21 protein-coding genes are annotated in these 23,219 nt (G+C 54.8%); 10 read left to right on the top strand and 11 right to left on the bottom strand.

Annotated features, from left to right (window positions below; all coding sequences use genetic code 11):
• Window positions 1–132: 132 nt before the first annotated feature.
• The 5 genes from ispC to rpsB all read right to left on the bottom strand — a co-directional run bounded on the left by ispC (window position 133) and on the right by rpsB (window position 4,722).
• On the bottom strand, window positions 133–1,332 hold the full coding sequence (ispC, locus tag INF73_RS07085) for a 1-deoxy-D-xylulose-5-phosphate reductoisomerase (RefSeq protein ID WP_193540313.1): 1,200 nt from the start codon (window positions 1,330–1,332) through the stop codon (window positions 133–135).
• A 94-nt stretch (window positions 1,333–1,426) separates the two neighbouring features.
• On the bottom strand, window positions 1,427–1,984 hold the full coding sequence (frr, locus tag INF73_RS07090) for a ribosome recycling factor (RefSeq protein WP_003856180.1): 558 nt from the start codon (window positions 1,982–1,984) through the stop codon (window positions 1,427–1,429).
• A 167-nt stretch (window positions 1,985–2,151) separates the two neighbouring features.
• Window positions 2,152–2,877, bottom strand: a complete 726-nt coding sequence (gene pyrH, locus INF73_RS07095; protein ID WP_008501910.1) for a UMP kinase — start codon at window positions 2,875–2,877, stop codon at window positions 2,152–2,154.
• 150 nt (window positions 2,878–3,027) lie between these two features.
• Window positions 3,028–3,879, bottom strand: a complete 852-nt coding sequence (gene tsf, locus INF73_RS07100; protein WP_028015579.1) for a translation elongation factor Ts — start codon at window positions 3,877–3,879, stop codon at window positions 3,028–3,030.
• 117 nt (window positions 3,880–3,996) lie between these two features.
• Window positions 3,997–4,722, bottom strand: coding sequence for a 30S ribosomal protein S2 (gene rpsB / locus INF73_RS07105; RefSeq protein ID WP_003856207.1), 726 nt, complete (start codon window positions 4,720–4,722; stop codon window positions 3,997–3,999).
• A 322-nt stretch (window positions 4,723–5,044) separates the two neighbouring features.
• On the opposite strand from rpsB, the gene map reads away from it, so the two are divergent.
• The 3 genes from map to dapD all read left to right on the top strand — a co-directional run bounded on the left by map (window position 5,045) and on the right by dapD (window position 9,434).
• Window positions 5,045–5,839, top strand: coding sequence for a type I methionyl aminopeptidase (map, locus tag INF73_RS07110; protein ID WP_028015578.1), 795 nt, complete (start codon window positions 5,045–5,047; stop codon window positions 5,837–5,839).
• A gap of 62 nt (window positions 5,840–5,901) precedes the next feature.
• The gene (gene glnD / locus INF73_RS07115; protein WP_008501914.1) at window positions 5,902–8,577 is read left to right on the top strand and encodes a bifunctional uridylyltransferase/uridylyl-removing protein GlnD; all 2,676 of its coding nucleotides are present in this window, start codon (window positions 5,902–5,904) and stop codon (window positions 8,575–8,577) included.
• Between the two features lie 32 nt (window positions 8,578–8,609).
• Window positions 8,610–9,434 carry a 2,3,4,5-tetrahydropyridine-2,6-dicarboxylate N-succinyltransferase gene (gene dapD / locus INF73_RS07120; protein WP_008501915.1) on the top strand — a complete coding sequence of 275 codons (825 nt, stop codon included), beginning with the start codon at window positions 8,610–8,612 and terminating at the stop codon, window positions 9,432–9,434.
• Here the strand turns inward: dapD and INF73_RS07125 are convergent.
• Window positions 9,431–10,063: a DNA-binding protein gene (locus INF73_RS07125; RefSeq protein WP_041911197.1), complete on the bottom strand. Its 633-nt coding sequence runs from the start codon at window positions 10,061–10,063 to the stop codon at window positions 9,431–9,433. The two genes, dapD and INF73_RS07125, sit on opposite strands and share 4 nt — an antisense overlap.
• Before the next feature lie 251 nt (window positions 10,064–10,314).
• Here INF73_RS07125 and INF73_RS07130 point away from each other — a divergent pair, with 251 nt between their 5' ends.
• The 3 genes from INF73_RS07130 (at window position 10,315) to INF73_RS07140 (ending at window position 13,143) form a co-directional block, all read left to right on the top strand.
• Window positions 10,315–10,851: a hypothetical protein gene (locus INF73_RS07130; RefSeq protein WP_193540311.1), complete on the top strand. Its 537-nt coding sequence runs from the start codon at window positions 10,315–10,317 to the stop codon at window positions 10,849–10,851.
• Between the two features lie 9 nt (window positions 10,852–10,860).
• Entirely contained in the window at window positions 10,861–12,543 is a 1,683-nt protein-coding gene (locus INF73_RS07135) for a hypothetical protein (RefSeq protein WP_193540309.1), read from the top strand.
• Between the two features lie 213 nt (window positions 12,544–12,756).
• Window positions 12,757–13,143 (top strand): DUF3461 family protein, encoded by a 387-nt coding sequence (locus tag INF73_RS07140; protein WP_014168696.1) that lies wholly within the window; start codon window positions 12,757–12,759, stop codon window positions 13,141–13,143.
• 92 nt (window positions 13,144–13,235) lie between these two features.
• On the opposite strand, the gene cdaR is transcribed toward INF73_RS07140, so the two are convergent.
• The 3 genes from cdaR to dgt form a co-directional block, all read right to left on the bottom strand.
• A complete protein-coding gene (gene cdaR / locus INF73_RS07145; RefSeq protein WP_032644978.1) occupies window positions 13,236–14,393 on the bottom strand; it encodes a DNA-binding transcriptional regulator CdaR in 1,158 nt (385 codons plus the stop codon).
• A 146-nt stretch (window positions 14,394–14,539) separates the two neighbouring features.
• Window positions 14,540–15,976, bottom strand: a complete 1,437-nt coding sequence (gene degP / locus INF73_RS07150; protein ID WP_028015572.1) for a serine endoprotease DegP — start codon at window positions 15,974–15,976, stop codon at window positions 14,540–14,542.
• Between the two features lie 131 nt (window positions 15,977–16,107).
• A complete protein-coding gene (dgt, locus tag INF73_RS07155; RefSeq protein WP_028015571.1) occupies window positions 16,108–17,622 on the bottom strand; it encodes a dGTPase in 1,515 nt (504 codons plus the stop codon).
• A gap of 82 nt (window positions 17,623–17,704) precedes the next feature.
• Here dgt and mtnN point away from each other — a divergent pair, with 82 nt between their 5' ends.
• From mtnN to INF73_RS07170, 3 genes are read left to right on the top strand one after another with little or no spacing between them, the layout of a single operon-like run.
• On the top strand, window positions 17,705–18,403 hold the full coding sequence (mtnN, locus tag INF73_RS07160; RefSeq protein ID WP_028015570.1) for a 5'-methylthioadenosine/S-adenosylhomocysteine nucleosidase: 699 nt from the start codon (window positions 17,705–17,707) through the stop codon (window positions 18,401–18,403).
• Window positions 18,396–19,196 (top strand): vitamin B12 ABC transporter substrate-binding protein BtuF, encoded by an 801-nt coding sequence (gene btuF, locus INF73_RS07165; RefSeq protein ID WP_045631184.1) that lies wholly within the window; start codon window positions 18,396–18,398, stop codon window positions 19,194–19,196. The genes mtnN and btuF overlap by 8 nt, the downstream gene beginning before the upstream one ends.
• A gap of 21 nt (window positions 19,197–19,217) precedes the next feature.
• Window positions 19,218–19,841, top strand: a complete 624-nt coding sequence (locus tag INF73_RS07170) for a TRIC cation channel family protein (RefSeq protein WP_028015568.1) — start codon at window positions 19,218–19,220, stop codon at window positions 19,839–19,841.
• 58 nt (window positions 19,842–19,899) lie between these two features.
• Here INF73_RS07170 and erpA read toward each other — a convergent pair whose 3' ends face one another.
• Both erpA and clcA read right to left on the bottom strand, forming a co-directional pair.
• Window positions 19,900–20,244: an iron-sulfur cluster insertion protein ErpA gene (erpA, locus tag INF73_RS07175; protein ID WP_008501923.1), complete on the bottom strand. Its 345-nt coding sequence runs from the start codon at window positions 20,242–20,244 to the stop codon at window positions 19,900–19,902.
• Between the two features lie 79 nt (window positions 20,245–20,323).
• On the bottom strand, window positions 20,324–21,724 hold the full coding sequence (gene clcA / locus INF73_RS07180; RefSeq protein ID WP_192971622.1) for a H(+)/Cl(-) exchange transporter ClcA: 1,401 nt from the start codon (window positions 21,722–21,724) through the stop codon (window positions 20,324–20,326).
• Window positions 21,725–21,901: 177 nt separating this feature from the next.
• On the opposite strand from clcA, the gene hemL reads away from it, so the two are divergent.
• Window positions 21,902–23,182 (top strand): glutamate-1-semialdehyde 2,1-aminomutase, encoded by a 1,281-nt coding sequence (gene hemL, locus INF73_RS07185; RefSeq protein WP_041911201.1) that lies wholly within the window; start codon window positions 21,902–21,904, stop codon window positions 23,180–23,182.
• The last annotated feature ends 37 nt before the right edge of the window (window positions 23,183–23,219 follow it).

Consider the following 23,219-nt stretch of genomic DNA (forward strand, 5'->3'; position numbering starts at 1 on the left):
TGTACATAAAAAAGCCGTGTCAAACCACGGCTTACCTGACCACATAAAGTCAAATTCCTGCGATCAGGTGGCGCAGACTATATCACTGAAGCCCAACGCTAACAAATAGCACGACCACTAGTGCTTGCTTTATCACCAGCTTGCGAGACGTGTCACCTGTTTACGCGCAATATCACGAGCAGCTGTATCCACCGCCAGCACCTCTTCCACGCTTTGTGGCTCACGCAAATCAATCATTTCCAGTACCGATAAATTTAAGGTCGCGATATCGGTAAAACGGATCTGCTGATTCAGAAATGCGTCAACGGTAATTTCATTGGCTGCATTCAGTGCCGTCGTCGCCGCCTGCCCCTGGTCAAAGGCGTTCATTGCAAGCTTCAGACAAGGATAACGATCGTAGTCTGGTTCACTGAACGTCAGAGAACTGAGCTTACAGAAATCAAGCGGCTTCACGCCGGATTTCACCCGGTTCGGCCATGCCATTGAATGGGCAATAGGCGTACGCATATCCGGCTCGCCGAGCTGTGCCAGCACGCTGCCATCCTGATAGCGCACCATCGAGTGAATCACCGACTGCGGGTGGATCAGTACTTCCATCTGTTTCGCCGACGCATTAAACAGCCAGCGCGCTTCAATGTATTCCAGACCTTTGTTCATCATGGTGGCAGAATCCACGGAGATTTTACGCCCCATTGACCAGTTCGGATGACGGCACGCCTGATCCGGCGTCATTGCGCGCAGTTCAGAGAGTGGCGTTTCACGGAACGGGCCACCAGACCCGGTAAGCAGAATCGACACAACGCCATTCTGCTCCAGGTCAGCGTACCCCAGGTTCTGTTGAAAAGGTTGCGGTAAACTCTGAAAAATGGCGTTGTGCTCGCTGTCGACCGGTAAAAGACGCGCCCCGCGCTGTATTACCGCGTCCATGAACAGACGTCCGCAGGTCACCAGCGACTCTTTATTGGCGAGCAAAACATCTTTACCGGCATCGATCGCAGCAAGTGTCGGCAGCAGCCCGGCTGCGCCGACAATGGCCGCCATAACCTGGTCAACCTCATCCAGCGCCGCCATCTCGCAGGCCGCCTGCTGGCCACTCAGCACCTCGGTTCGGCTGCCCTTCTCACGCAGTTGGGCTTTTAGCAGGCGTGCGCTCTCTTCGTCATCCATCACCGCATAGCGGGGCATAAACTCCAGGCACTGCTCGACCATACGCTGCACATTCTTACCGGCCACCAGCGCTGTCACGGTGTAAAGTTCAGGATTATGGCGGACGACGTCGAGAGTACTGCAACCAATGGAACCGGTTGAGCCGAGGAGTGTTAAATGCTTCATGAGATGCCCGAAAAAGTTAGACCAGATAAAAGCAAAACGCCGCCAGCAAGACCCGAAGTCCCTCTGAACGGCGTTTATCAGTGTACGACAGAAATCAGAACTGCATCAGTTCCGCTTCTTTTTCTGCCAGCGCCGCATCAATTTTCTTGATGGCAGCGTCGGTCATTTTCTGAATGTCGTCCTGAGAACGGCGATCGTCATCTTCGCTGATCTCTTTTTCTTTCAGCAGTGCTTTCACTTTATCGTTCGCATCGCGACGCACGTTACGCACGGAAACACGACCCTGCTCAGCTTCACCGCGAACCACTTTGATGAGATCTTTACGACGCTCTTCCGTCAGCGGAGGCAGCGGAACGCGGATGTCAGCACCCGCTGAGCTTGGGTTCAGACCCAGGTCAGAAGCCATGATCGCTTTCTCAACGGCCGGGCTCATAGAGCGATCGAAGACGTTGATTTTCAGCGTACGGGTATCTTCAACCGTCACGCTCGCGAGCTGACGCAGAGGGGTTGGCGTACCGTAGTATTCTACGATGATGCCATCCAGCAGGCTTGGGGAAGCACGGCCAGTACGGATTTTGCTGATTTGGTTTTTGAACGCTTCTACGCATTTGTCCATGCGTACTTCAGCATCTTTTCTGATGTCGTTAATCACGTTACGAATCCTTGAAAACTTGTCTCAGGCAGACTATCCGCCAGCACAGCGCTACAGGTGTGCTAAGTATAGTCGCGTTTAATTCATGACAACGCCAAAGGCGCGTCCAGGTAAGATACCACTACAAAGTAAAGCGGAATCTTACCTGTATTTATCGTCGACGGAAATTATTCCGTGATCAAAGTGCCTTCTTTTTCGCCCATGACCACGCGACGCAGTGCGCCAGGCTTGTTCATGTTGAAGACTCGGATCGGCAGTTTGTGGTCGCGAGCCAGCGTGAAGGCGGCAAGATCCATCACTTTCAGCTCTTTATCCAGCACTTCGCTGTAGCTCAGCTGATCGTACATGGTCGCAGAAGGATCTTTTGCCGGGTCGGCAGTAAACACGCCGTCTACTTTGGTCGCTTTCAGCACCACGTCGGCTTCAATTTCGATACCGCGCAGGCAGGCAGCGGAATCGGTGGTAAAGAACGGGTTACCCGTACCGGCGGAGAGGATCACCACGCGGTTGTTGCGCAGCAGGCTGATGGCCTCTGCCCAGCTGTAATTATCGCATACGCCATTCAGGGGAATCGCGGACATCAGGCGGGCATTCACGTAGGCGCGATGGAGCGCATCACGCATTGCCAGGCCATTCATCACGGTTGCCAGCATACCCATGTGGTCGCCCACAACGCGGTTCATCCCCGCTTTCGCCAGACCAGCACCACGGAAAAGGTTGCCACCGCCAATGACCACGCCAACCTGGATACCCAGTTCGACCAGTTCTTTGATTTCCTGTGCCATGCGATCAAGGATGCTTGCGTCAATACCGAAGCCTTCCGATCCCTGCAGCGCTTCGCCACTCAGCTTAAGCAGAATGCGTTTGTACACGGGTTTTGCATTGGTAGCCATGTTTCTTTCCTGAGACTGTCAACGATTAAGATGGGAGTTAATTCTGGCGACATAATATGCCGCAAATCAGCACGGCGATACTGGAGCCTGTCTGATTTCCTGTGACGGGTGACAAAAAGAAGCCGCCCTCAGGCGGCTCCTTTTCAATCATTAAGACTGCTTGGACATTGCAGCAACTTCTGCTGCGAAGTCAGTCTCAACTTTCTCGATGCCTTCGCCCACTTCGAAGCGGATGAAGCCAGTTACGTCAGCGTTGTGCTCTTTCAGCAGCTGAGCAACAGACTTGCTTGGATCCATAACGAAAGGCTGGCCAGTCAGAGAAACTTCGCCGGTGAATTTCTTCATGCGGCCTTCAACCATTTTCTCTGCGATTTCTTTTGGCTTACCAGACTGCATCGCGATGTCCAGCTGAACCTGGTACTCTTTCTCTACCACTTCAGCAGACACGTCTTCTGGCTTAACGAATTCTGGTTTGCTTGCAGCGATGTGCATTGCCAGCTGTTTAACCAGCTCTTCGTCAGCGCCTTTAGCCGCAACCAGAACACCGATACGTGCGCCGTGCTGGTAAGAACCCAGTACTTCACCTTCCAGGGAAGATACGCGACGGATGTTGATGTTCTCACCGATTTTAGCAACCAGCGCAACACGTTCTTCTTCGAACTGTGCTTTCAGAACTTCAACGTCAGTGATTTTGCCAGCAACCGCTGCGTCCAGAACTTTGTTCGCAAATGCCTGGAAACCGCCATCTTTAGCAACGAAGTCAGTCTGGCAGTTAACTTCCAGAATGATGCCGTAGGTGCCGTCGATTTTAGTGATGATCACGCCGTCAGCAGCAACGTTGCCTGCTTTCTTAGCTGCTTTGATCGCACCGGATTTACGCATGTTTTCGATTGCCAGCTCGATGTCGCCGTTCGCTTCAGTCAGCGCTTTTTTGCAATCCATCATGCCTGCGCCAGTACGCTCGCGCAGCTCTTTTACCAGGGATGCGGTAATTTCAGCCATTCTTAAATCCTCGGGAGATGTGAACTGCCCGGCCGGAGGCCAAACAGTGTAAATTGAAAAAAGGGGCCGATAATGGGCCCCTATTCATACACGGTACTAATAAGGGGTAAAACCTTATTATTCAGCTTCTACGAAGCTTTCTTCCGCCTGAGAAGCCAGATCCTGGGAACGGCCTTCACGAACGGTAGCAGCTACAGCGCTCAGGTACAGGCTAACAGCACGGATTGCGTCGTCGTTACCCGGGATAACGAAGTCAACACCGTCCGGATCGGAGTTGGTATCAACGATAGCGAATACCGGGATACCCAGGTTGTTAGCTTCTTTGATAGCGATGTGCTCGTGGTCTGCATCGATAACGAACAGCGCGTCTGGCAGGCCGCCCATATCTTTGATACCGCCCAGGCTGTTTTCCAGCTTGTCCAGTTCACGAGTGCGCATCAGCGCTTCTTTCTTAGTCAGCTTGTCGAAAGTACCGTCCTGAGACTGGGTTTCCAGATCTTTCAGGCGCTTGATGGACTGACGAACAGTTTTCCAGTTGGTCAGCATGCCGCCCAACCAGCGATGGTTCACGAAGAACTGGTCGCAGCTGTTAGCAGCATCTTTCACAGCTTCGCTTGCAGCGCGCTTAGTACCAACGAACAGAATCTTACCTTTACGGGAAGAGATCTTGTTCAGCTCAGCCAGGGCTTCGTTGAACATTGGTACAGTTTTCTCAAGGTTGATGATGTGAACTTTGTTACGCGCGCCGAAGATGAAAGGCTTCATTTTCGGGTTCCAGTAACGGGTCTGGTGACCAAAGTGAACACCAGCCTTGAGCATGTCGCGCATGGAAACAGTTGCCATGTTTTAAAACCTCTATATTGAAAGTTGGGGTTATGCCTCCACGTATCCCATATTACCGACCCCGAAGGGCACCCCGGAATATGTGCCGATACGTGTGTGTTGTTACACAAAGTGAGATTTGTCGCTTCCGTCCAGCCTGTGTATCTGAGATGGATCGGAAGTCCGGCGCGCTTTATACCACAAAACACGACCAGAAACCAACAGTTGTTGGCGGAGTGTGCTGTTAATGATTCTCAATTTGGCACGGGGCGTGCCTGACTGATACCATTGACGACACTTAGACTAGTATTGTCGAAAAAATCGACACCGATGGACAGATTACATGGCTATCTCTATTAAGACACCTGAAGAAATTGAAAAGATGCGCGTCGCCGGTCGTCTGGCCGCGGAAGTGCTGGAAATGATCGAGCCGTTCGTGAAGCCGGGCGTCAGCACCGGCGAACTGGATCGCATCTGTAATGACTATATTGTTAACGAGCAGCACGCGGTTTCCGCCTGTCTCGGCTACCACGGCTTCCCGAAATCCGTCTGCATCTCTATTAATGAAGTGGTTTGCCACGGTATTCCGGACGACGAAAAACTGCTGAAAGATGGCGATATCGTCAATATCGACGTGACCGTTATTAAAGACGAGTACCATGGTGACACCTCGAAGATGTTCATCGTTGGTAAACCAACGATTCTGGGCGAGCGTCTGTGCAAAGTGACGCAAGAGAGCCTGTACCTGGCGCTGAAAATGGTTAAGCCGGGCATCCGCCTGCGCACTCTCGGTGCCGCAATTCAGAAATTCGTGGAAGCGGAAGGTTTCTCCGTGGTGCGCGAATACTGCGGTCACGGTATTGGCCGCGTCTTCCATGAAGAGCCGCAGGTTCTGCACTATGATGCCGATGACGGCGGCGTGGTGCTGCAAAAAGGGATGACCTTCACCATCGAACCGATGGTCAACGCCGGCGACTACCGCATTCGCACCATGAAAGACGGCTGGACGGTGAAAACCAAAGACAGAAGCTTGTCTGCCCAGTATGAGCATACTATTGTGGTAACGGACAACGGCTGCGAAATTATGACGTTGCGCAAGGATGACACCATCCCGGCGATACTGACGAATATTGAGTGATAAGAAGCCGGCAAATGCCGGCTTTTTTAATGGCGATAGCTTTTTCTTATGGGTGGCGCACGATGAGTAATCTATTACCCGAACAGTATGCTAACACAGCACTTCCCACCCTCCCCGACCAGCCCGATAACCCGGGCGTCTGGCCGCCGCACGAGCTGACCTGCGCGCACATAAAAGCCCATATGGATGTTTTCCACCGCTGGCTGGGCAGCGCGTTCGACGCGGGCGTCTCTGCCGAGCAGCTCATCGAAGCGCGCACCGAATTTATCGATCAGCTCCTGCAGCGTCTGTGGATCGACTACGGTTTCGGGCAAGTGAGCGACGTCGCACTGGTTGCCGTCGGGGGCTATGGCCGCGGGGAGCTGCATCCGCTTTCCGATATCGACCTGCTGATCCTGAGCCGCAAAAAGCTGCCGGACGAACAGGCGCAGAAAATAGGCGAGCTGCTGACTCTGCTGTGGGACGTCAAGCTTGAAGTGGGCCACAGCGTGCGCACCCTGGAAGAGTGTCTGCTGGAGGGGCTCTCGGACCTGACCGTCGCCACCAACCTGATTGAAACCCGCCTGCTGATTGGCGACGTCGCGCTGTTCCTGGAGCTGCAAAAGCATATTTTCAGCGACGGCTTCTGGCCATCTGAGAAATTCTTCGCCGCCAAGGTCGAGGAGCAAAACCAGCGCCACCAGCGCTACCACGGCACCAGCTATAATCTTGAACCCGATATTAAAAGCAGCCCCGGCGGCCTGCGCGACATCCACACGTTACAGTGGGTCGCCCGTCGTCACTTTGGCGCCACCTCGATGGACGAGATGGTCGGCTTTGGCTTCCTGACCGAGGCCGAGCGTAACGAGCTAAACGAGTGTCTGCACCTGCTGTGGCGCATCCGTTTTGCCCTGCATCTGGAAGTTACCCGCTACGATAACCGCCTGCTGTTTGACCGTCAGCTCAGCGTAGCGCAGCGGCTGAACTATCAGGGCGAAGGCAACGAGCCGGTTGAGCAGATGATGAAGGATTTCTTCCGCGTCACCCGCCGGGTCACCGAGCTGAACCAGATGCTGTTGCAGCTGTTCGACGAGGCCATTCTGGCCCTGACTGCCGACGAAAAGCCGCGCCCGATTGATGACGAATTCCAGCTGCGCGGCACGCTTATCGATCTGCGCGACGAAACGCTGTTTATCCGCGAGCCGGAAGCGATCCTGCGGATGTTCTATACCATGGTGCGCAACAGCACCATCACCGGGATCTACTCCACCACCCTGCGCCATCTGCGCCACGCGCGCCGCCATCTGACGCAGCCTTTGTGTTATATCCCGGAAGCGCGCTCGCTGTTCCTGAGCATGCTCCGCCATCCGGGTGCCGTCAGCCGCGGTCTGCTGCCGATGCACCGCCACAGCGTGCTGTGGGCCTATATGCCGCAGTGGTCACACATCGTTGGGCAGATGCAGTTCGATCTGTTCCACGCCTACACGGTGGATGAACACACCATCCGGGTGATGCTCAAGCTGGAAAGCTTTGCCAAAGAAGAGACGCGCTCCCGCCACCCGCTGTGCGTGGAGCTGTGGCCGCGCCTGACCCATCCGGAACTGATCCTGATTGCCGCCCTGTTCCACGACATCGCCAAGGGCCGCGGCGGCGATCACTCGGTGCTGGGCGCGCAGGACGTACTGAAATTTGCCGAACTGCACGGTCTCAACTCACGCGAGACGCAGCTGGTCGCCTGGCTGGTGCGCCATCACCTGCTGATGTCGGTCACCGCCCAGCGTCGCGATATTCAGGACCCTGAGGTTATTAAGCAGTTCGCCGAAGAGGTACAAACGGAAAACCGCCTGCGCTATCTGGTCTGCCTGACGGTGGCCGATATTTGCGCCACCAACGAAACCCTGTGGAACAGCTGGAAGCAGAGCCTGCTGCGCGAGCTGTACTTCGCCACCGAAAAACAGCTGCGACGCGGGATGCAAAACACCCCGGACATGCGCGAGCGCGTGCGTCATCACCAGCTGCAGGCGCTAGCGCTGCTGCGGATGGATAACATTGATGAAGAAGCGCTGCATCAGATTTGGGCCCGCTGCCGTGCCAACTATTTTGTGCGCCACAGCCCAAACCAGCTTGCCTGGCACGCGCGGCACCTGCTGAAGCACGATCTGTCTCAACCGATGATCCTGCTGAGCCCGCAGGCCACGCGCGGCGGAACGGAGATATTCATCTGGAGCCCGGACCGGCCTTATCTGTTTGCTGCCGTCTGCGCCGAGCTGGACAGGCGTAACCTGAGCGTTCACGACGCGCAGATTTTTACCACCCGCGACGGCATGGCGATGGATACTTTTATCGTGCTGGAGCCGGACGGCAGCCCGCTGTCGTCGGACAGGCATGAAGGGATTCGCTTCGGTCTGGAGCAGGCGATCACGCAGCGCAGCTGGCAGCCACCGCAGCCGCGCCGTCAGCCGGCGAAACTGCGTCATTTTACTGTCGATACCGAGGTCAACTTCCTGCCGACCCACACCGACCGTAAATCGTTCCTGGAGCTGATCGCGCTCGACCAGCCAGGGCTGCTTGCCCGCGTCGGCCAGGTTTTTGCCGATCTGGGAATTTCGCTTCATGGGGCCCGAATTACAACCATTGGCGAGCGAGTAGAAGATTTATTTATAATCGCCACCGCCGACCGGCGTGCCCTTAATAATGACCTGCAGCTTGAAGTGCAACAACGGTTGACAGCAGCCCTCAATCCAAACGATAAAGGGTGACGTGTTTTTTAGTAAAATGGAAAGAGTAAACAATGCAGCAGTTACAGAACGTTATTGAGTCCGCTTTTGAGCGTCGCGCCGAGATCACTCCGGCAAATGTGGATACCGTGACCCGTGAAGCGGTAAACCAGGTTATTTCCCTGCTGGATTCCGGCGCCCTGCGCGTGGCAGAAAAAATCGACGGTCAGTGGGTCACTCATCAATGGCTGAAGAAGGCCGTGCTGCTCTCTTTCCGCATCAACGATAACCAGGTTATCGACGGAGCAGAAAGCCGCTACTTCGATAAAGTGCCAATGAAATTCGCGGATTACGACGAAGCGCGTTTCCAGAAAGAAGGCTTCCGCGTAGTCCCACCAGCGGCAGTACGTCAGGGTGCATTCATCGCACGCAACACCGTGCTGATGCCATCCTATGTGAACATCGGTGCATACGTTGACGAAGGCACCATGGTCGATACCTGGGCAACCGTCGGTTCCTGCGCGCAGATCGGTAAAAACGTTCACCTGTCCGGCGGCGTCGGCATCGGTGGCGTTCTGGAGCCACTGCAGGCTAACCCGACCATCATCGAAGACAACTGCTTCATCGGCGCGCGTTCAGAAGTGGTTGAAGGCGTGATCGTGGAAGAAGGCTCCGTGATCTCCATGGGCGTTTACATTGGCCAGAGCACCCGCATTTACGATCGCGAAACCGGCGAAGTGCACTACGGTCGCGTTCCGGCGGGCTCCGTGGTGGTTTCCGGTAACCTGCCGTCAAAAGACGGTAAATACAGCCTGTACTGTGCCGTTATCGTGAAGAAAGTGGATGCGAAAACCCGCGGTAAAGTGGGCATCAACGAACTGCTGCGCACCATCGACTAATCCCCGACGCGTTGATAAACCGGGACGCGCCTGTGCGTCCCGGTATAATCATCAAAAACGTCCGTTTCCGCAGTCGCGATTGCCATTCCCTTTTTTCTCAACCCTGCGATATCCGCCGCCATACGCTGGCTCCCCAGCCAGAAAAGCCCGTCGAGAGCCGTCACGGCCAGTCCCGACTCAAGCGCCAGCTTCAGTCGCTCACGCGGCGCTTTTACCTCTTTGGCGATCTGCCGGAAGGGCTCTGCAGTAAGCCCGGTGGGATCGATCCGCCGAATGCGGGTGCTCATGCGGTACTGAAAAGCCTCAGGAATCGCATTGAGATCGGCTTTCAGGCTGTAGACGCAGCCAAAGCGCTTGCCGTTAAAGATGACGTTCTTCTGGCTTAGCTGAAACTCATCGCGCAGCCCGGCGATAAGCTGAGGGGCGCGGGTCAGCACCAGTCGGAACGGCAGTTCGAAGCTGGTGACATAATCCACGTTCAGTAAGGCAATACGTAAACGCTCTTCCGCACCCGCCTTTAGCTGGCGGCACTCTGCGGCAACTTCTGCCCACTGGTGCGTGAGCCTTGGGCTCTCATCTGCGGCGCCAAAGCTGTATTTTTCGATCTGATAATCAATGCGTCCTGACATGTCATTATCCCCGCGGGCTACGCTTTCGTGCGATAACTTTGCCTCATTTCCCCGCTTTTGAATACCCGTCTCGCTCGCCTTTTCTCAGCTGAAGTAACAATGATGAATCTCTTTACAAGGAAGTTTGCCTCGTTACTTAATGCAAATTTTTTCTTTTAAAACATAGGTTTGTTGAAAAACAGGATTAACGATATTATTCGTGAACAGCAAATAATAATCTGGCCTTGCGGGCAATAAACGGGAATCGTGCAATGAGTCATTACGGCAAAATAATTGGTGCGGGGATCGCAGGTCTGGTCACTCTGGCCGGGACGTATTTATGGGGAAAAAATAACGGCAAAGACGAAGGGATTGCTGAAGGGCAGCAGATCGCAAAAGCTGAATACGCCGAAAAGATCAAAAAACTCCAGACTGAACTGGCGGACAAGATGCGCGATATCAGTAAACGGGATGACTTTATCCTCGCGGCGTATGCGCTGGGGACATGCTGCATCAAGGCTAATGGCAAGCCCCCGGCGGAAAATATTGCCCTGCTGGATGACGCAGTGTCTGGTCTTGTTCCGCGGGAAAAGTTACCTCAAGCCGTTCAGCAGAAGATCGTCGAGATGGTCGAAACACCGCCCAATCTGCCAACGGTTTGGTCACTTATAAATGAATATCAGCTTAACGATGCGAAAAGCCTGGAGAGGTTTAGCCTCATTGTTGGCATGATGGCAAGTCAGGATGAGCTAAGAACACAAAGCGAAAGTGATTTTATGGCCTCCTGGAACTTACTGGTTGCGGCCTGAGGACGACGGATGACAAATCTTAATGCACATCTCGCCAGAATGAAAAAGCTGCAACAGGTGCGGAATGCCCCTGCGCTAAAATCCGTGGCGACGGCGTCCGCCATCGAAGCTCATCTGACCGGAGAAGTCGATGCTGCATTTATAAAGGGGTGCGATACCGGCAGCATTTACCGCGAAGCGATCATAGGGGCCAACCTGACGGTCAGCAACGACGACGTTATGGCCCGCCTGGACGTAATCTCAACGGGCAGCGCCATCGACAATATCCTCGAACCCGTGTTTCTCAGCCTGCTCGACGGCACAATGCGCGCCTGCAATATCGGCACCCGACAAGGTGTTACCCCGTCCCGCCTGTACCAGGAGTGCCGGGCGTTCAGTTACGAAGCGCCCGAAAGAAATGCCTTTATGCTGGATAGCTACAGCGAGCACTTGAACGAGCGTCAAAACATTGACCGTTTTTCTGAACAATCGTCGTTTAACGGCGGCGAAATGACGCGCAACAACGATTCTCTGAACATGCGCGATGGTGCAAAAATGAAGGCCCGTAAAGAGAACCATTTCTCCGGTAATCTGCGCGCTGAGGATGAATATGGTAACGGCACGATCTACCAGTACAAAAAACATGCGAAAAGCGAGGGAGAGCAGAAGCAGGCTGCCGAAGTCGATCATGTCGTCTCCTGCGCCGAAGTATGCAACAACCTCAAAAGCAACAAGGCTCTGAAGCTTGATGACATCAAAAATATTCTCAATATTGAAGAAAATTATGCTGTTACCAGCATGCAAAACAACCGTGGCGAGAAAACCGGTAAGTTCGCTAAAACCCGCGAAGAACTCCAGCAGGAGATCGATCAGGGCTTTGTAGTTGTCAAAAAAGGGAAAAAAGATGTCGCGCATCCGCTGACAGAAGAGGAAATCAAAACGCGGCAGGTGATGGTCGAGAAAATGGACATCGCGCAGCAAACGATGGATACCAAAACCAATGAAACCGTATTTGATAATATCCGCAAGGATCGCGACGTCCAAAAAGTTCTGGCGAAAGATGCGGCCCAGGCATCAGGTCATCAGTCGCTGGGCGATCTCATTCTCTTCATTATCAAGCCTCTTTACTATGAGCTGCGCAGCTGTTTAACGCACGGTATTGAAGCTGGCGTAGGTGCGAGCGATTTTTCGCAGGCTCTGTCGATTCGTCTTGGTCGCATGAAAGATCACATTCTCAAAAACGCTGTCGTTTTATTAAAAGATGTTGCCGTCGGCTTTATTAAAAATTTCGTGTCGATGCTGCTGGAAGGGATTGTTAACTGCTTCGTTGGCGTGTTCAAAAACATCATGCGAATGGTAAAAGAAGGCTTTAAGGTCCTGATGCAGACGGTACCGATCCTCAGGGATAAACACAGCAGTATGACCCAAAAAGGCGATGCCATTCTTAAGCTTGTAGCAGGTTCTCTTTCCATCTTTGCGGCTATTGGCCTTGAGTCATGGCTCAGCGGCCTTGGTCTACCAGGACCGCTCCCCATTTTACTTTCATCAGTCCTGACCGCCGTGATTACGGCGCTGGTGATGTTCCTGCTGGATAAGCTCGATCTGTTCGGCGTCAATCAGGCAATCAAAAAACAGCGGATCGACGAACTGTTGGAACAGGAAATTACCACCACGGAAAGCGAAATGCTGGCCTCCATCGCCTTACTGCGCTAGCGCTCAGATCGTCAGGTTTTGGTATTAAATTGATTTCCACTTGACGTAGTCGTTAAAAACAACAATAAACGAGTGGGGGCAATGCACCTTCCCTGCCCGGTAATTTCAGTGAAATGTAATCAGGATCGACCCCGCTTTTTTTATATATGAGGGTGGCAAAAAGGAATTTTTTCATTAATTATTCAAAGGTTATGTTGAGATAAGGGTACCGCTATGTACGATAATCTGAAAAGTCTGGGCATTACCAATCCTGATGAAATCGATCGTTACAGCCTTCGCCAGGAAGCCAACAACGACATTTTAAAAATCTATTTTCACAAGGATAAAGGAGAGTTTTTCGCCAAGAGCGTGAAGTTTAAATATCCACGCCAGCGTAAGACCGTCGTCGCTGACGGCGTAGGACAAGGGTACAAAGAGGTGCAGGAAATCAGCCCTAACCTGCGCTATGTGATCGATGAACTCGATCAGATTTGCCAGCGCGATCGCACCGAAGTCGATCTCAAGCGTAAGATCCTCGACGATCTGCGTCACCTTGAAAGCGTTGTCACCAACAAGATCAGCGAGATTGAAGCGGATCTTGAGAAATTAACGCGGAAATAAAAGCAAAACGGCAATCCCTGATTGCCGTTTTTAGTGTTTGCGCCCTCTCCCCGTGGGAGAGGGATGGGGTGAGGGCACCAGACCGCACTCAGTCATCTCTGTTCGTCCAGCTGCAACGCGACATAGAGCAGCAGCCTGTCGTCAAAGTTTCCCAAATCCAGCCCCGTCAGCTCCGAGATCCGGTTTAGCCGATACTCAAGCGTATTGCGGTGAATAAACAGCGCTTTTGAGGTCGCCAGCGGTTGCACGTTATGGCGAAACCACGCCTGCAGCGTCCGGCGCAGCAACCCATTGTTGTCCATCGCCTTCAGGCGCGCTAATGGCCGGGCCAGCTCATTGGCCTGCCAGCCGCCGCGCAGGCTGTCGAGCAGCACCGGCAGCATCAGATCCTGATAGAAATAACTGCGGCTCTCCGGCATCCGCTGCTTGCCCACCATCATGGTGGTGCGCGCGGTACGCCAGGACCGGGCGATGCTGCCCGGCCCGGTAAAGTAATTGCCCAGGGCAACGCGAAAACGCAACTGGCCGTTCTCCTGCATACGGGAAATCAGCAGTTCCACGCGACGACGATGATCTTCCGCATCCCAGCGGCCGAACGCATTGAGCGCGGGTTTGAGTACCACCATTTCCGTCAGCGAGACGATCGCCACCAGGTTGTCGCGCTCCGGCGTCGCCAGCGCATTTTGCAGCTGCTGCAGCTCGGCCATCGCGCTGTCTACGCCAAGCTGTCCGCTATCGACCTCAATCACCGCCACCACGCGCGGCTGGTTCAGGTCGATCCCCAGACGCTGCGCCCATTCGCTGAGTGCAGGCGTATGTTCTTCCGCCTGAATCAGGTTCATCACCAGCTCTTCACGTAAACGACTGTCCTGGGCAAGCAGATGCATCAGGCGCGACTGCTCCAGCATCATTTCCGCCGTCATACAGACCAGCTCGCCGTATTTACGCAGGGATTCCGGTTCGCCCGTCAGGCCGATGACGCCAACAATTTCCCCTTCCAGACGCAGCGGCAAGTTGATCCCCTGACGCACGCCGTGCAGATGTTTCGCTACCGCATCATCGATATCAACCACGCGACCCTGAGAGAGCACCAGCAGGGCTCCTTCGTGCAATTCCCCAATACGCTCGCGATCGCCGCTGCCAATAATGCGCCCGCGGGCATCCATTACGTTGATATTGGTATCAATGATGCGCATGGTGCGCGCCACGATATCCTGCGCCATTTTGGTATCAAGATGCCAGCCAGCCATGTAACCCTCCTGTGAGCAGAGCTCAAGCATAGGGAAGTTCAGCAGCGACTGCATTGTGCGAATGCACAAAGTGAGAGGGGGAAGTATGGAGTTGCGGTAGGCGTCACAGAAACAAGAAAGCCCCTGCGTACAGGGGCTTAAGAGAATTACTGCATCAGCAGGTAAATTGAGGTGTCACCGCGCTGGATATTCAGCGCCAGCACGGACGGTTTGCTATCGAGAATTTTGCGCAGTTCAGCGATGTTTTTCACCGGTTGCTGGTTAGCCCCCATGATCACATCGCCTTTTTTCAGGCCGATACGGGCAGCAGGTGAATTTGCTTTCACGTTGTTCACCACCACGCCTTTGTCCTGGCCCTTGTTACTCATCTCTGCGCCTTCAATTCCGCTGAAGATGGTGCTGGAGTCCACCTGATTCTGGCTGCTCTGCTGCAGCTCCAGGCTTACGTTAACCGGTTTGCCGTCACGCAGCAGGCCAAGGGTCACTTTGCTGCCAATTGGCATCGAGCCCACTTCCGCACGCAGGGCGGCAAAGCTGCTGATCGGTTTACCGTTCAGAGAGGTGATCACATCACCCGCTTTAATGCCCGCCTTCGCTGCAGAGGAGTTCGGCATAACCTGGCTGACGAACGCACCGCGCTGCGCATCCACCTTCATCGCTTTCGCCAGCTCGGAGTTCAGCTCGGTACCCATAATACCCAGCTCACCGCGTTTCACCTGGCCATACTGCACCATCTGAGCAGTCAGGTTTTTCACCATGTTGCTCGGAATAGCAAAGCCGATACCGATGTTGCCGCCGTCCGGTGCCAGAATAGCGGTGTTGATACCGATCAGCTCGCCGTTCAGGTTCACCAGCGCACCGCCGGAGTTACCACGGTTAATGGCCGCATCCGTCTGGATGAAGTTTTCATAGTTTTCCGCATTCAGGCCGCTACGGCCCAGCGCAGAGACAATACCGGAGGTCACGGTTTCACCCAGACCGAACGGGTTACCGATAGCGACGGTGTAATCGCCCACGCGCAGCGCATCGGAGTCGGCAATTTTAATCGCCGTCAGGTTCTTCGGATCCTGAATCTGGATCAGCGCGATGTCGGAGCGCGGATCTTTACCCACCACTTTAGCGTCGAATTTACGACCATCGCTCAGCTGTACTTTAATGGTGCTGGCGTTATCCACAACGTGGTTGTTGGTAACCACGTAGCCTTTTGCGGCATCAATAATCACACCGGAACCAAGCGCCATGAATTTCTGTTGCTGGCCGCCGCCCTGGCCGTCATCCCCTGCGCCACCGCCCTGACAGAACGGAGAACTCTGGAACGGCGAACCGTCCTGGCAGAACGGTGAATTGTCACCGAAGAACTGCTGGAAGTTACGCGGCATGCGCGGCGTATTGACGGTCGTGCTGCCCTCAACGTTAATACTCACCACCGATGGCATCACTTTTTCGAGCATCGGTGCCAGGCTTGGCATCTGCTGCGCGGTTGCTGCCGACGACGCGGTCTCGGCTGCAGTAGCAGTCAGAGGAGACAGCGCTAAACCTAAACTCAGAGCCAGTGCACTCATTGCTAATGTGGTTTTTTTCATGTTTCTCAATCTCGATTTACAGGTAACGCAAAATTGCTGTGTAACTCAGATTCATTTTATACCGCTTAGTTCCGGCCATAAGTTTATGGAAAAGGTAAAAATTTATTGGCCTTCTTTACAAAACTCCGGAATTATTCCACGGCCATGAGCTTGCGGTATTCATCCCAGGCATACAAATCGGTCATGCCGCTGATATAGTCCTGGATTAGACGGCAGCGATAATAATATTCCATCACCGGCCATTCCAGAGCGTGGCGATCCAGCTTACCCATCGCTTCGACATACGCCAGCCGATGGCGGGTAGAAAGTTTCTGATAAAGCCGGGATTCGATAGGAATGCGTCGCACGCGTTCTTTTTCCACCAGCTCGCTAAACTCCTCGACGGAGAGCTGAAGCAACGGGGAATAAATTTCCAGTAATCCACTAATTACACGGTATCCCTGCAGTTCCAGTTGCTCGACATCAGGATGGCTGAACACATGCCGCATCGCCACATGTTTATAAAGCTCAAGGAGTTGGCTGAAACTGCTGTCATCTTCCAATAGCGCGTGATTGAATTCCCCACTAAAGATTTGCGGCAAATTATCAATAAAGCGCGAGGCGGCATACGGCACCAGTTTATTTAATGTATTGACCCGCAAATACATAAAGAACTGATCTTCCGTACTGCGGCTCAACGTATTTGAGCGCGATTTTTCCCAGGCATTTTCGACAACCTGCGCAAACAGCGATCCTTTTTCATGGGTTCCCCATGCCGCATAAAGATGCTGATAAAGCTCCTCGACGCTGAATATTCTTTTCTCAACGGCATCTTCCAGGTCAGCCACGCAATAGGAAATATCGTCGGCGGCTTCCATAATCCACGTCAATGGGAATCGGCCGTTTGGCGTCAGGGAAAGTTCTTTACGCAGCCGTTCTATATAGGCCTCTTCGGAAAGGTAATAGCCCGGCTTTTTCATTAAATAGCTGTGGGATGCGGGCGTCTCCCCCATCCACCACGCGGGACGCGTATATTTCAAAATGCAGCCAACCTGCGCCCAGGTCAGGTTCATACGCATCAGGGAGTGCACCAGCCGGATCCCCTGCGCGTTGCCCTCAAAGTGACAGAGATCCTGGCGCACTTTGCGGCGCAGATCGTTCAGCCCTTCTTCGCCTTCACGCAGGCGTAAATCGCGCACGATGCAGCGGTCATCGCTGAGCGGCTGGCTTGCCGCATCCGACGGATAAAGCCGTTGTTTAAACCAGTCATTAATAGCCGCCTCGCCAAAATGGCCAAAAGGCGGGTTGCCGATGTCATGCATCAGGCAGGCCATCTCAACGATGCTCTCGAAAGGCCCCGTCAGCTCATCCAGGCCATAGGTTTCCAGTAAACGCTGCTCTTTGAGGCGGCTTAAAATCTCTTTGGCAATATAACGCCCGACCTGCTGCACTTCCATGGAGTGGGTTAAGCGCGTGCGCACCGCGGCGTTACGCTCCAGCGGGAATACCTGGGTCTTTTGCTGCAGACGTCGGATGGCGGGCGAGTTAATAATCCTGCCGCGATCGCTTTCGAAGATGCGCAGGATCTCGTGTTCGCTCTTTTCGCCCTGCGGCGAACGGAAACGTCGGTGCCAGTTAATTTTGGTACGAAAATCGATTGGTGACATGTGCTCCCCCGCGTGAGAATGCGTTTCCCCTTAACCGCATGATAGACTATGCCTCTTAACAAGGCACATCACGAGTAAATCTATGAAAATCGGCATTATTGGTGCAATGGAAGAAGAAGTTACGCTCCTGCGTGACAAAATTGAGAACCGTCAGACCCTCTCTCTCGGGGGTTGTGAGATCTACACCGGACAGCTGAACGGTGTTGAGGTGGCTCTGCTGAAATCAGGCATCGGTAAAGTGGCTGCTGCGCTGGGTGCGACCCTGCTGCTTGAGCGCTGCAAGCCGGACGTCATCATTAACACGGGCTCGGCGGGCGGTCTGGCACCGACGCTGAAAGTGGGCGATATCGTTGTCTCCGACGAAGCGCGTTACCACGATGCTGACGTCACCGCGTTCGGCTACGAATACGGCCAGCTTCCGGGGTGCCCGGCAGGGTTTAAAGCTGACGATAAACTGATTGCGGCGGCTGAAGCCTGCATAGCTGAGCTCAATCTCAACGCGGTACGCGGCCTGATTGTCAGCGGTGATGCGTTCATCAATGGCTCCGTCGGTCTGGCGAAAATCCGTCATAACTTCCCGCAGGCGGTTGCCGTAGAGATGGAAGCGACCGCGATTGCGCACGTTTGCCACAATTTCAGCGTACCGTTCGTGGTGGTTCGCGCCATCTCTGACGTGGCAGACCAGCAGTCTCACATCAGCTTCGACGAGTTCCTGGCCGTTGCGGCAAAACAGTCCACCGTGATGGTGGAACGCCTGGTGCAGAACCTGGCGCGTGGCTAAACGGTCTATCAGGGCGCTGGCCGCCCTGCTGCTGCTTGCACCGGCGTGGCTGTTCGCCGCGCCGCGTGTGATTACCCTCTCTCCCGCTAATACCGAACTGGCGTTTGCCGCCGGGATCACCCCCGTTGGCGTCAGCAGCTTTTCAGATTACCCCCCACAGGCGGCCGGCATTGAGCAAGTGGCCACCTGGCAAGGGATGAACCTTGAGCGCATTGTGGCACTTAAGCCGGATCTCGTGCTGGCCTGGCGCGGCGGTAACGCCGAGCGGCAGGTTAACCAGCTCACCTCGCTTGGCATCAAGGTCATGTGGGTTGACGCGGTAAGTATTGAGCAGGTCGCTCAGGCTCTGCGCGCCCTGGCCCCTTATAGCCCTGCGCCTCAAAAAGCCGAGAGTGCGGCGAACCAGATGCTCAGCGACTATGCCGCGCTGAAAGCCCAATACGATACGCCTGTTAAAAAGCGCATCTTCCTGCAGTTCGGCAGCCAGCCGCTGTTTACCACAGGAAAAGGCTCGATTCAGAACCAGGTGCTGGAAGTGTGCGGCGGTGAAAATATCTTTGCTGCCAGCCGGGTACCGTGGCCTCAGGTCAGCCGTGAGCAGGTGCTGGCGCGCCAGCCGCAGGCCATCGTCGTGGTCGGTAATGCGAGCGAGATTCCTAAAATTAAACAATTCTGGCAGAGCCAGCTAAAAATTCCGGTGATCCCACTCAACGGTGACTGGTTTGAACGCGCCAGCCCGCGTATTATCCTCGCCGCAAAACAGCTCTGTGCCGCCCTGGCAGAGGGTCATTAACATTTGTTCGAGGATTTAACGATGCTCGTTTATTGGCTGGATATTCTTGGTACAGCCGTTTTTGCTATCTCCGGCGTCCTGCTCGCCGGAAAACTACGCATGGATCCGTTTGGCGTGCTGGTGCTTGGCGTGGTGACCGCCGTTGGCGGCGGGACAATCCGCGATATGGCGCTGGCGAATGGCCCGGTGTTTTGGGTGAAAGATCCGACCGATCTTGTGGTCGCGATGGTCACCTGTCTGTTAACCATTGTGCTGGTTCGCCAGCCCCGCCGATTACCCAAATGGATATTGCCGGTGCTGGATGCCGTGGGTCTGGCCGTGTTTGTCGGTATTGGCGTCAATAAGGCGTTTAATGCGGGCACCGGCCCGATGGTGGCGATCTGCATGGGCGTGTTAACCGGCGTGGGCGGCGGCATCATTCGCGACATTCTGGCGCGTGAGGTGCCTATGATCCTGCGTACTGAAATTTACGCAACGGCCTGTATTGCGGGCGGCATTGTCCACGCGACCGCGTACTACACGTTTGCACTTCCGCTGGAAAACGCCGCGATGCTGGGGATGGTCGTTACGCTGGTGATTCGTTTAGCGGCGATACGCTGGCACCTGAAGCTGCCGACGTTTGCGCTGGATGAAACTTCAAGATAGACGTCGTTTATAAGCCCGGTGGCGCTTCGCTTACCGGGCCTACAATCCACATTCAGGCTTAAATGCTGAACGAAGAACCACACCCGCAGGTGCTTGTTGCGTTCGGGTTGGTCACCACAAAACGCGAACCTTCCAGACCTTCGGTGTAATCCACCGAACCGCCCACCAGATACTGCAGGCTCATCGGGTCAACTACCAGCGCGACGCCTTGCTTCTCGATGGTCATATCGCCGTCGTTCACCTGATCGTCAAAGGTAAAACCGTACTGGAAGCCGCTGCAGCCGCCACCGGTAATATAGACACGCAGTTTCAGATCCGGATTGTCTTCGTCGGCAATCAGGGTTTTCACTTTGTTGGCTGCTGCTTCGGTAAATTCCAGCGGCACAGCTACGTCATCACTCATCTTATGCTCCCATGAATACTGCTATTGGGTAAAATTCACCCAATTCTTTTCGTCATTATCTAATACCCTGGTAATTCATTCAAGTATTCTGCGTGGCGGCCCGCTCCGCCTCTTGTTTTGCCAGGGTACGCGCGAGGATGGTGGAGTATAGCGGTTTTCCACCCAGGAATTGGGCTAATAGTGTCGCGCCGAGACAGGTAATGATCATTGGCAAAATGAGCTGGTAATTATCCGTCATCTCCAGCACCAGCACGATGCCGGTTAACGGCGCGCGCAGGGACGCGGCCAGCAGCGCTCCCATCCCGGCCACTGCAAAGGTGCCGGCGTCCAGGTGGTAAGCGGGGAAACCTGCCTCAGCCGCCATACCAAACGCGGTGCCGAGCAGCGTTCCCAGCGCCAGCATCGGGGCAAAAATTCCGCCGGGCGCGCCGGAGGAGAAGCACAGTACCGTCGTAATGACCCTGGAGAAAAACATAAACAGCAGCAAACCCACGCTGAAATTCCCGGCTGCGGCAATGGGAATCAGCCCGAAACCGCCACCCGCGGCATTCGGTTCGATAAAGCCGAGCACGCCACAAATGCCGCCCAGCAGGCCACCCATCAGCACCCATTTCGTGGTATTGCCGCCGTGAACGCGCTGGAACATATCCTGAGCGCGTAAGATAAAGGTGTTAAACAGCGGGCCCACCACACCAAAAATCATGCCGAGGATCAGGTATAGCCACAGGGTGTTAACCGGTGCGTTGGTCAGTTTACCCACTTCAATCACCGCCCCTTCGCCATTAAAGATGCGAAAGACGATGCTCGACATAATAACGCCGGTAAACACCGCTTTAATGGAGATCAGGTTGTAGCGGAACTGCGCGCGCATCTCTTCGATGATGAACAAAATACCGGCCAGCGGCGCGTTAAACGCCGCAGAAAGCCCCGCCGCTGCACCGGTGGCCAGCAGCGTATGGCGCGCCTCGGCGCTGCGCATGCGGAACAGATCGCCCACCATGCGGCCGACATTCCCCCCCAGCTGCACCGTTGGCCCTTCCCGGCCGAGCACCATCCCTGCGCCCAGCGTCCCCATGCCGCCAATAAACTTAACCGGGATCACCCGCCACCAGCGCACCGGGCGCAGCTCCTCCAGCGCGCCTTCAATTTCCGGGATGCCAGACCCGCCCGCCTCCGGGGCGAATTTACGCACCAGAAAATACCCCACCATGGCAAACAGCGCAGACAGGCCGAATGCCGCTACCCAGACCAGCCATTCACGATCGGCAAAACCGGCTACGGTACCCACTCGCCAGTTGAGTACGGCGTTAACCACTTTTTCAAACGCCACGCCAACCAGCCCTGCAAGGGTACCCACCACCGCAGCGGCCAGCAGGATCGCCAGCGGCGTTTTATCGCGATTGAGCAGCCGCCGAATGCTGATTCGGTGCTGGACGCGCGTAAACTGTTGTTCTTCAAAAGACGGGGAATCTGATTTCATGTCCTGTTCTTATTCATCATACAAAAAGCCGCGAAGATTTTACCAGAGACCTTCCCTGCGACGCCTGAAAAATACTTAACAAATCTTAAAGCATTAACAGGCTAAAAATTTCATAACCTTCTGCGGATCACTTAGAATAGTGTGCTTAATCATTTTATACGAACCAGGAACGACGCCATGAGCAAGTCTGAAAACCTCTACAGTGCAGCCCGCGAGCTAATCCCCGGTGGCGTGAACTCGCCAGTACGCGCCTTTACCGGCGTGGGCGGCACGCCGCTGTTTATTGAACGTGCTGACGGCGCGTATCTGTATGATGTCGATGGCAAAGCCTATATCGATTACGTCGGTTCCTGGGGGCCGATGGTTCTCGGACATAACCATCCTGCCATTCGTAACGCGGTCATCGAAGCCGCGCAGCGCGGCCTGAGCTTCGGTGCGCCGACCGAGATGGAAGTGAAAATGGCGGAGCTGGTTACCGAACTGGTGCCGACCATGGACATGGTGCGTATGGTGAACTCCGGTACCGAAGCCACCATGAGTGCCATCCGTCTGGCGCGCGGCTTTACCGGTCGCGACAAAATCATCAAATTCGAAGGCTGCTACCACGGCCATGCGGACTGCCTGCTGGTGAAAGCGGGCTCCGGCGCGCTGACCCTCGGCCAGCCAAACTCGCCTGGCGTACCTGCTGATTTCGCGAAGCACACCCTGACCTGCACCTACAACGATCTGAACACCGTTCGCGCGGCGTTCGAGCAGTATCCGCAGGAGATCGCCTGCATTATCGTTGAACCGGTTGCGGGCAATATGAACTGCATCCCGCCGCAGCCTGACTTCCTGCCGGGCCTGCGCGCGCTGTGCGATGAGTTCGGCGCGCTGCTGATCATCGATGAAGTGATGACCGGCTTCCGCGTGGCACTGGCGGGCGCCCAGTCTTATTATGAGGTTGAGCCGGACCTGACCTGCCTCGGCAAAATCATCGGCGGCGGCATGCCGGTCGGTGCTTTCGGCGGTCGTAAGGACGTGATGGAAGCCCTGGCACCAACCGGCCCGGTTTACCAGGCGGGCACGCTATCCGGTAACCCAATTGCCATGGCTGCAGGCTTCGCCTGTCTGACCGAAGTGGCGCAGCCGGGTATTCATGAAACCCTGACGGACCGTACCACGCAGCTGGCAAACGGTCTGCTGGAAGCCGCAGAAGAAGCGGGAATTCCGCTGGTTGTTAACCACGTGGGCGGCATGTTCGGGATTTTCTTCACCGATGCGAAAACCGTGACCCGCTATCAGGACGTGGTGAAGTGCGACGTTGAACGCTTCAAGCGCTTCTTCCACCTGATGCTGGAAGAAGGCGTGTACCTGGCACCGTCCGCGTTCGAAGCGGGCTTTATGTCCGTGGCGCACAGCGAAGAAGATATCAATAACACCATCGACGCGGCGCGTAAGGTGTTTGCGAAGCTCTAAGGGCATTGCTAAAACGGCAATCTAAGGATTGCCGTTT

Source organism: Enterobacter cloacae complex sp. P6RS (assembly GCF_014982245.1).
Classification (GTDB): Bacteria; Pseudomonadota; Gammaproteobacteria; order Enterobacterales; family Enterobacteriaceae; genus Enterobacter; species Enterobacter bugandensis.

Excerpts from the sequence above, each read along its gene's own strand:
- INF73_RS07135 (WP_193540309.1), top strand. The coding sequence starts at position 10,861 with ATGACAAATCTTAATGCACATCTCGCCAGAATGAAAAAGCTGCAACAG.
- map (WP_028015578.1), top strand. The coding sequence starts at position 5,045 with ATGGCTATCTCTATTAAGACACCTGAAGAAATTGAAAAGATGCGCGTC.
- pyrH (WP_008501910.1), bottom strand. The coding sequence starts at position 2,877 with ATGGCTACCAATGCAAAACCCGTGTACAAACGCATTCTGCTTAAGCTG.
- erpA (WP_008501923.1), bottom strand. The coding sequence starts at position 20,244 with ATGAGTGATGACGTAGCTGTGCCGCTGGAATTTACCGAAGCAGCAGCC.
- INF73_RS07170 (WP_028015568.1), top strand. The coding sequence starts at position 19,218 with ATGCTCGTTTATTGGCTGGATATTCTTGGTACAGCCGTTTTTGCTATC.
- hemL (WP_041911201.1), top strand. The coding sequence starts at position 21,902 with ATGAGCAAGTCTGAAAACCTCTACAGTGCAGCCCGCGAGCTAATCCCC.
- INF73_RS07125 (WP_041911197.1), bottom strand. The coding sequence starts at position 10,063 with ATGTCAGGACGCATTGATTATCAGATCGAAAAATACAGCTTTGGCGCC.
- ispC (WP_193540313.1), bottom strand. The coding sequence starts at position 1,332 with ATGAAGCATTTAACACTCCTCGGCTCAACCGGTTCCATTGGTTGCAGT.
- dgt (WP_028015571.1), bottom strand. The coding sequence starts at position 17,622 with ATGTCACCAATCGATTTTCGTACCAAAATTAACTGGCACCGACGTTTC.
- dapD (WP_008501915.1), top strand. The coding sequence starts at position 8,610 with ATGCAGCAGTTACAGAACGTTATTGAGTCCGCTTTTGAGCGTCGCGCC.
- glnD (WP_008501914.1), top strand. The coding sequence starts at position 5,902 with ATGAGTAATCTATTACCCGAACAGTATGCTAACACAGCACTTCCCACC.
- INF73_RS07140 (WP_014168696.1), top strand. The coding sequence starts at position 12,757 with ATGTACGATAATCTGAAAAGTCTGGGCATTACCAATCCTGATGAAATC.
- tsf (WP_028015579.1), bottom strand. The coding sequence starts at position 3,879 with ATGGCTGAAATTACCGCATCCCTGGTAAAAGAGCTGCGCGAGCGTACT.
- degP (WP_028015572.1), bottom strand. The coding sequence starts at position 15,976 with ATGAAAAAAACCACATTAGCAATGAGTGCACTGGCTCTGAGTTTAGGT.
- INF73_RS07130 (WP_193540311.1), top strand. The coding sequence starts at position 10,315 with ATGAGTCATTACGGCAAAATAATTGGTGCGGGGATCGCAGGTCTGGTC.
- cdaR (WP_032644978.1), bottom strand. The coding sequence starts at position 14,393 with ATGGCTGGCTGGCATCTTGATACCAAAATGGCGCAGGATATCGTGGCG.
- rpsB (WP_003856207.1), bottom strand. The coding sequence starts at position 4,722 with ATGGCAACTGTTTCCATGCGCGACATGCTCAAGGCTGGTGTTCACTTT.
- mtnN (WP_028015570.1), top strand. The coding sequence starts at position 17,705 with ATGAAAATCGGCATTATTGGTGCAATGGAAGAAGAAGTTACGCTCCTG.
- clcA (WP_192971622.1), bottom strand. The coding sequence starts at position 21,724 with ATGAAATCAGATTCCCCGTCTTTTGAAGAACAACAGTTTACGCGCGTC.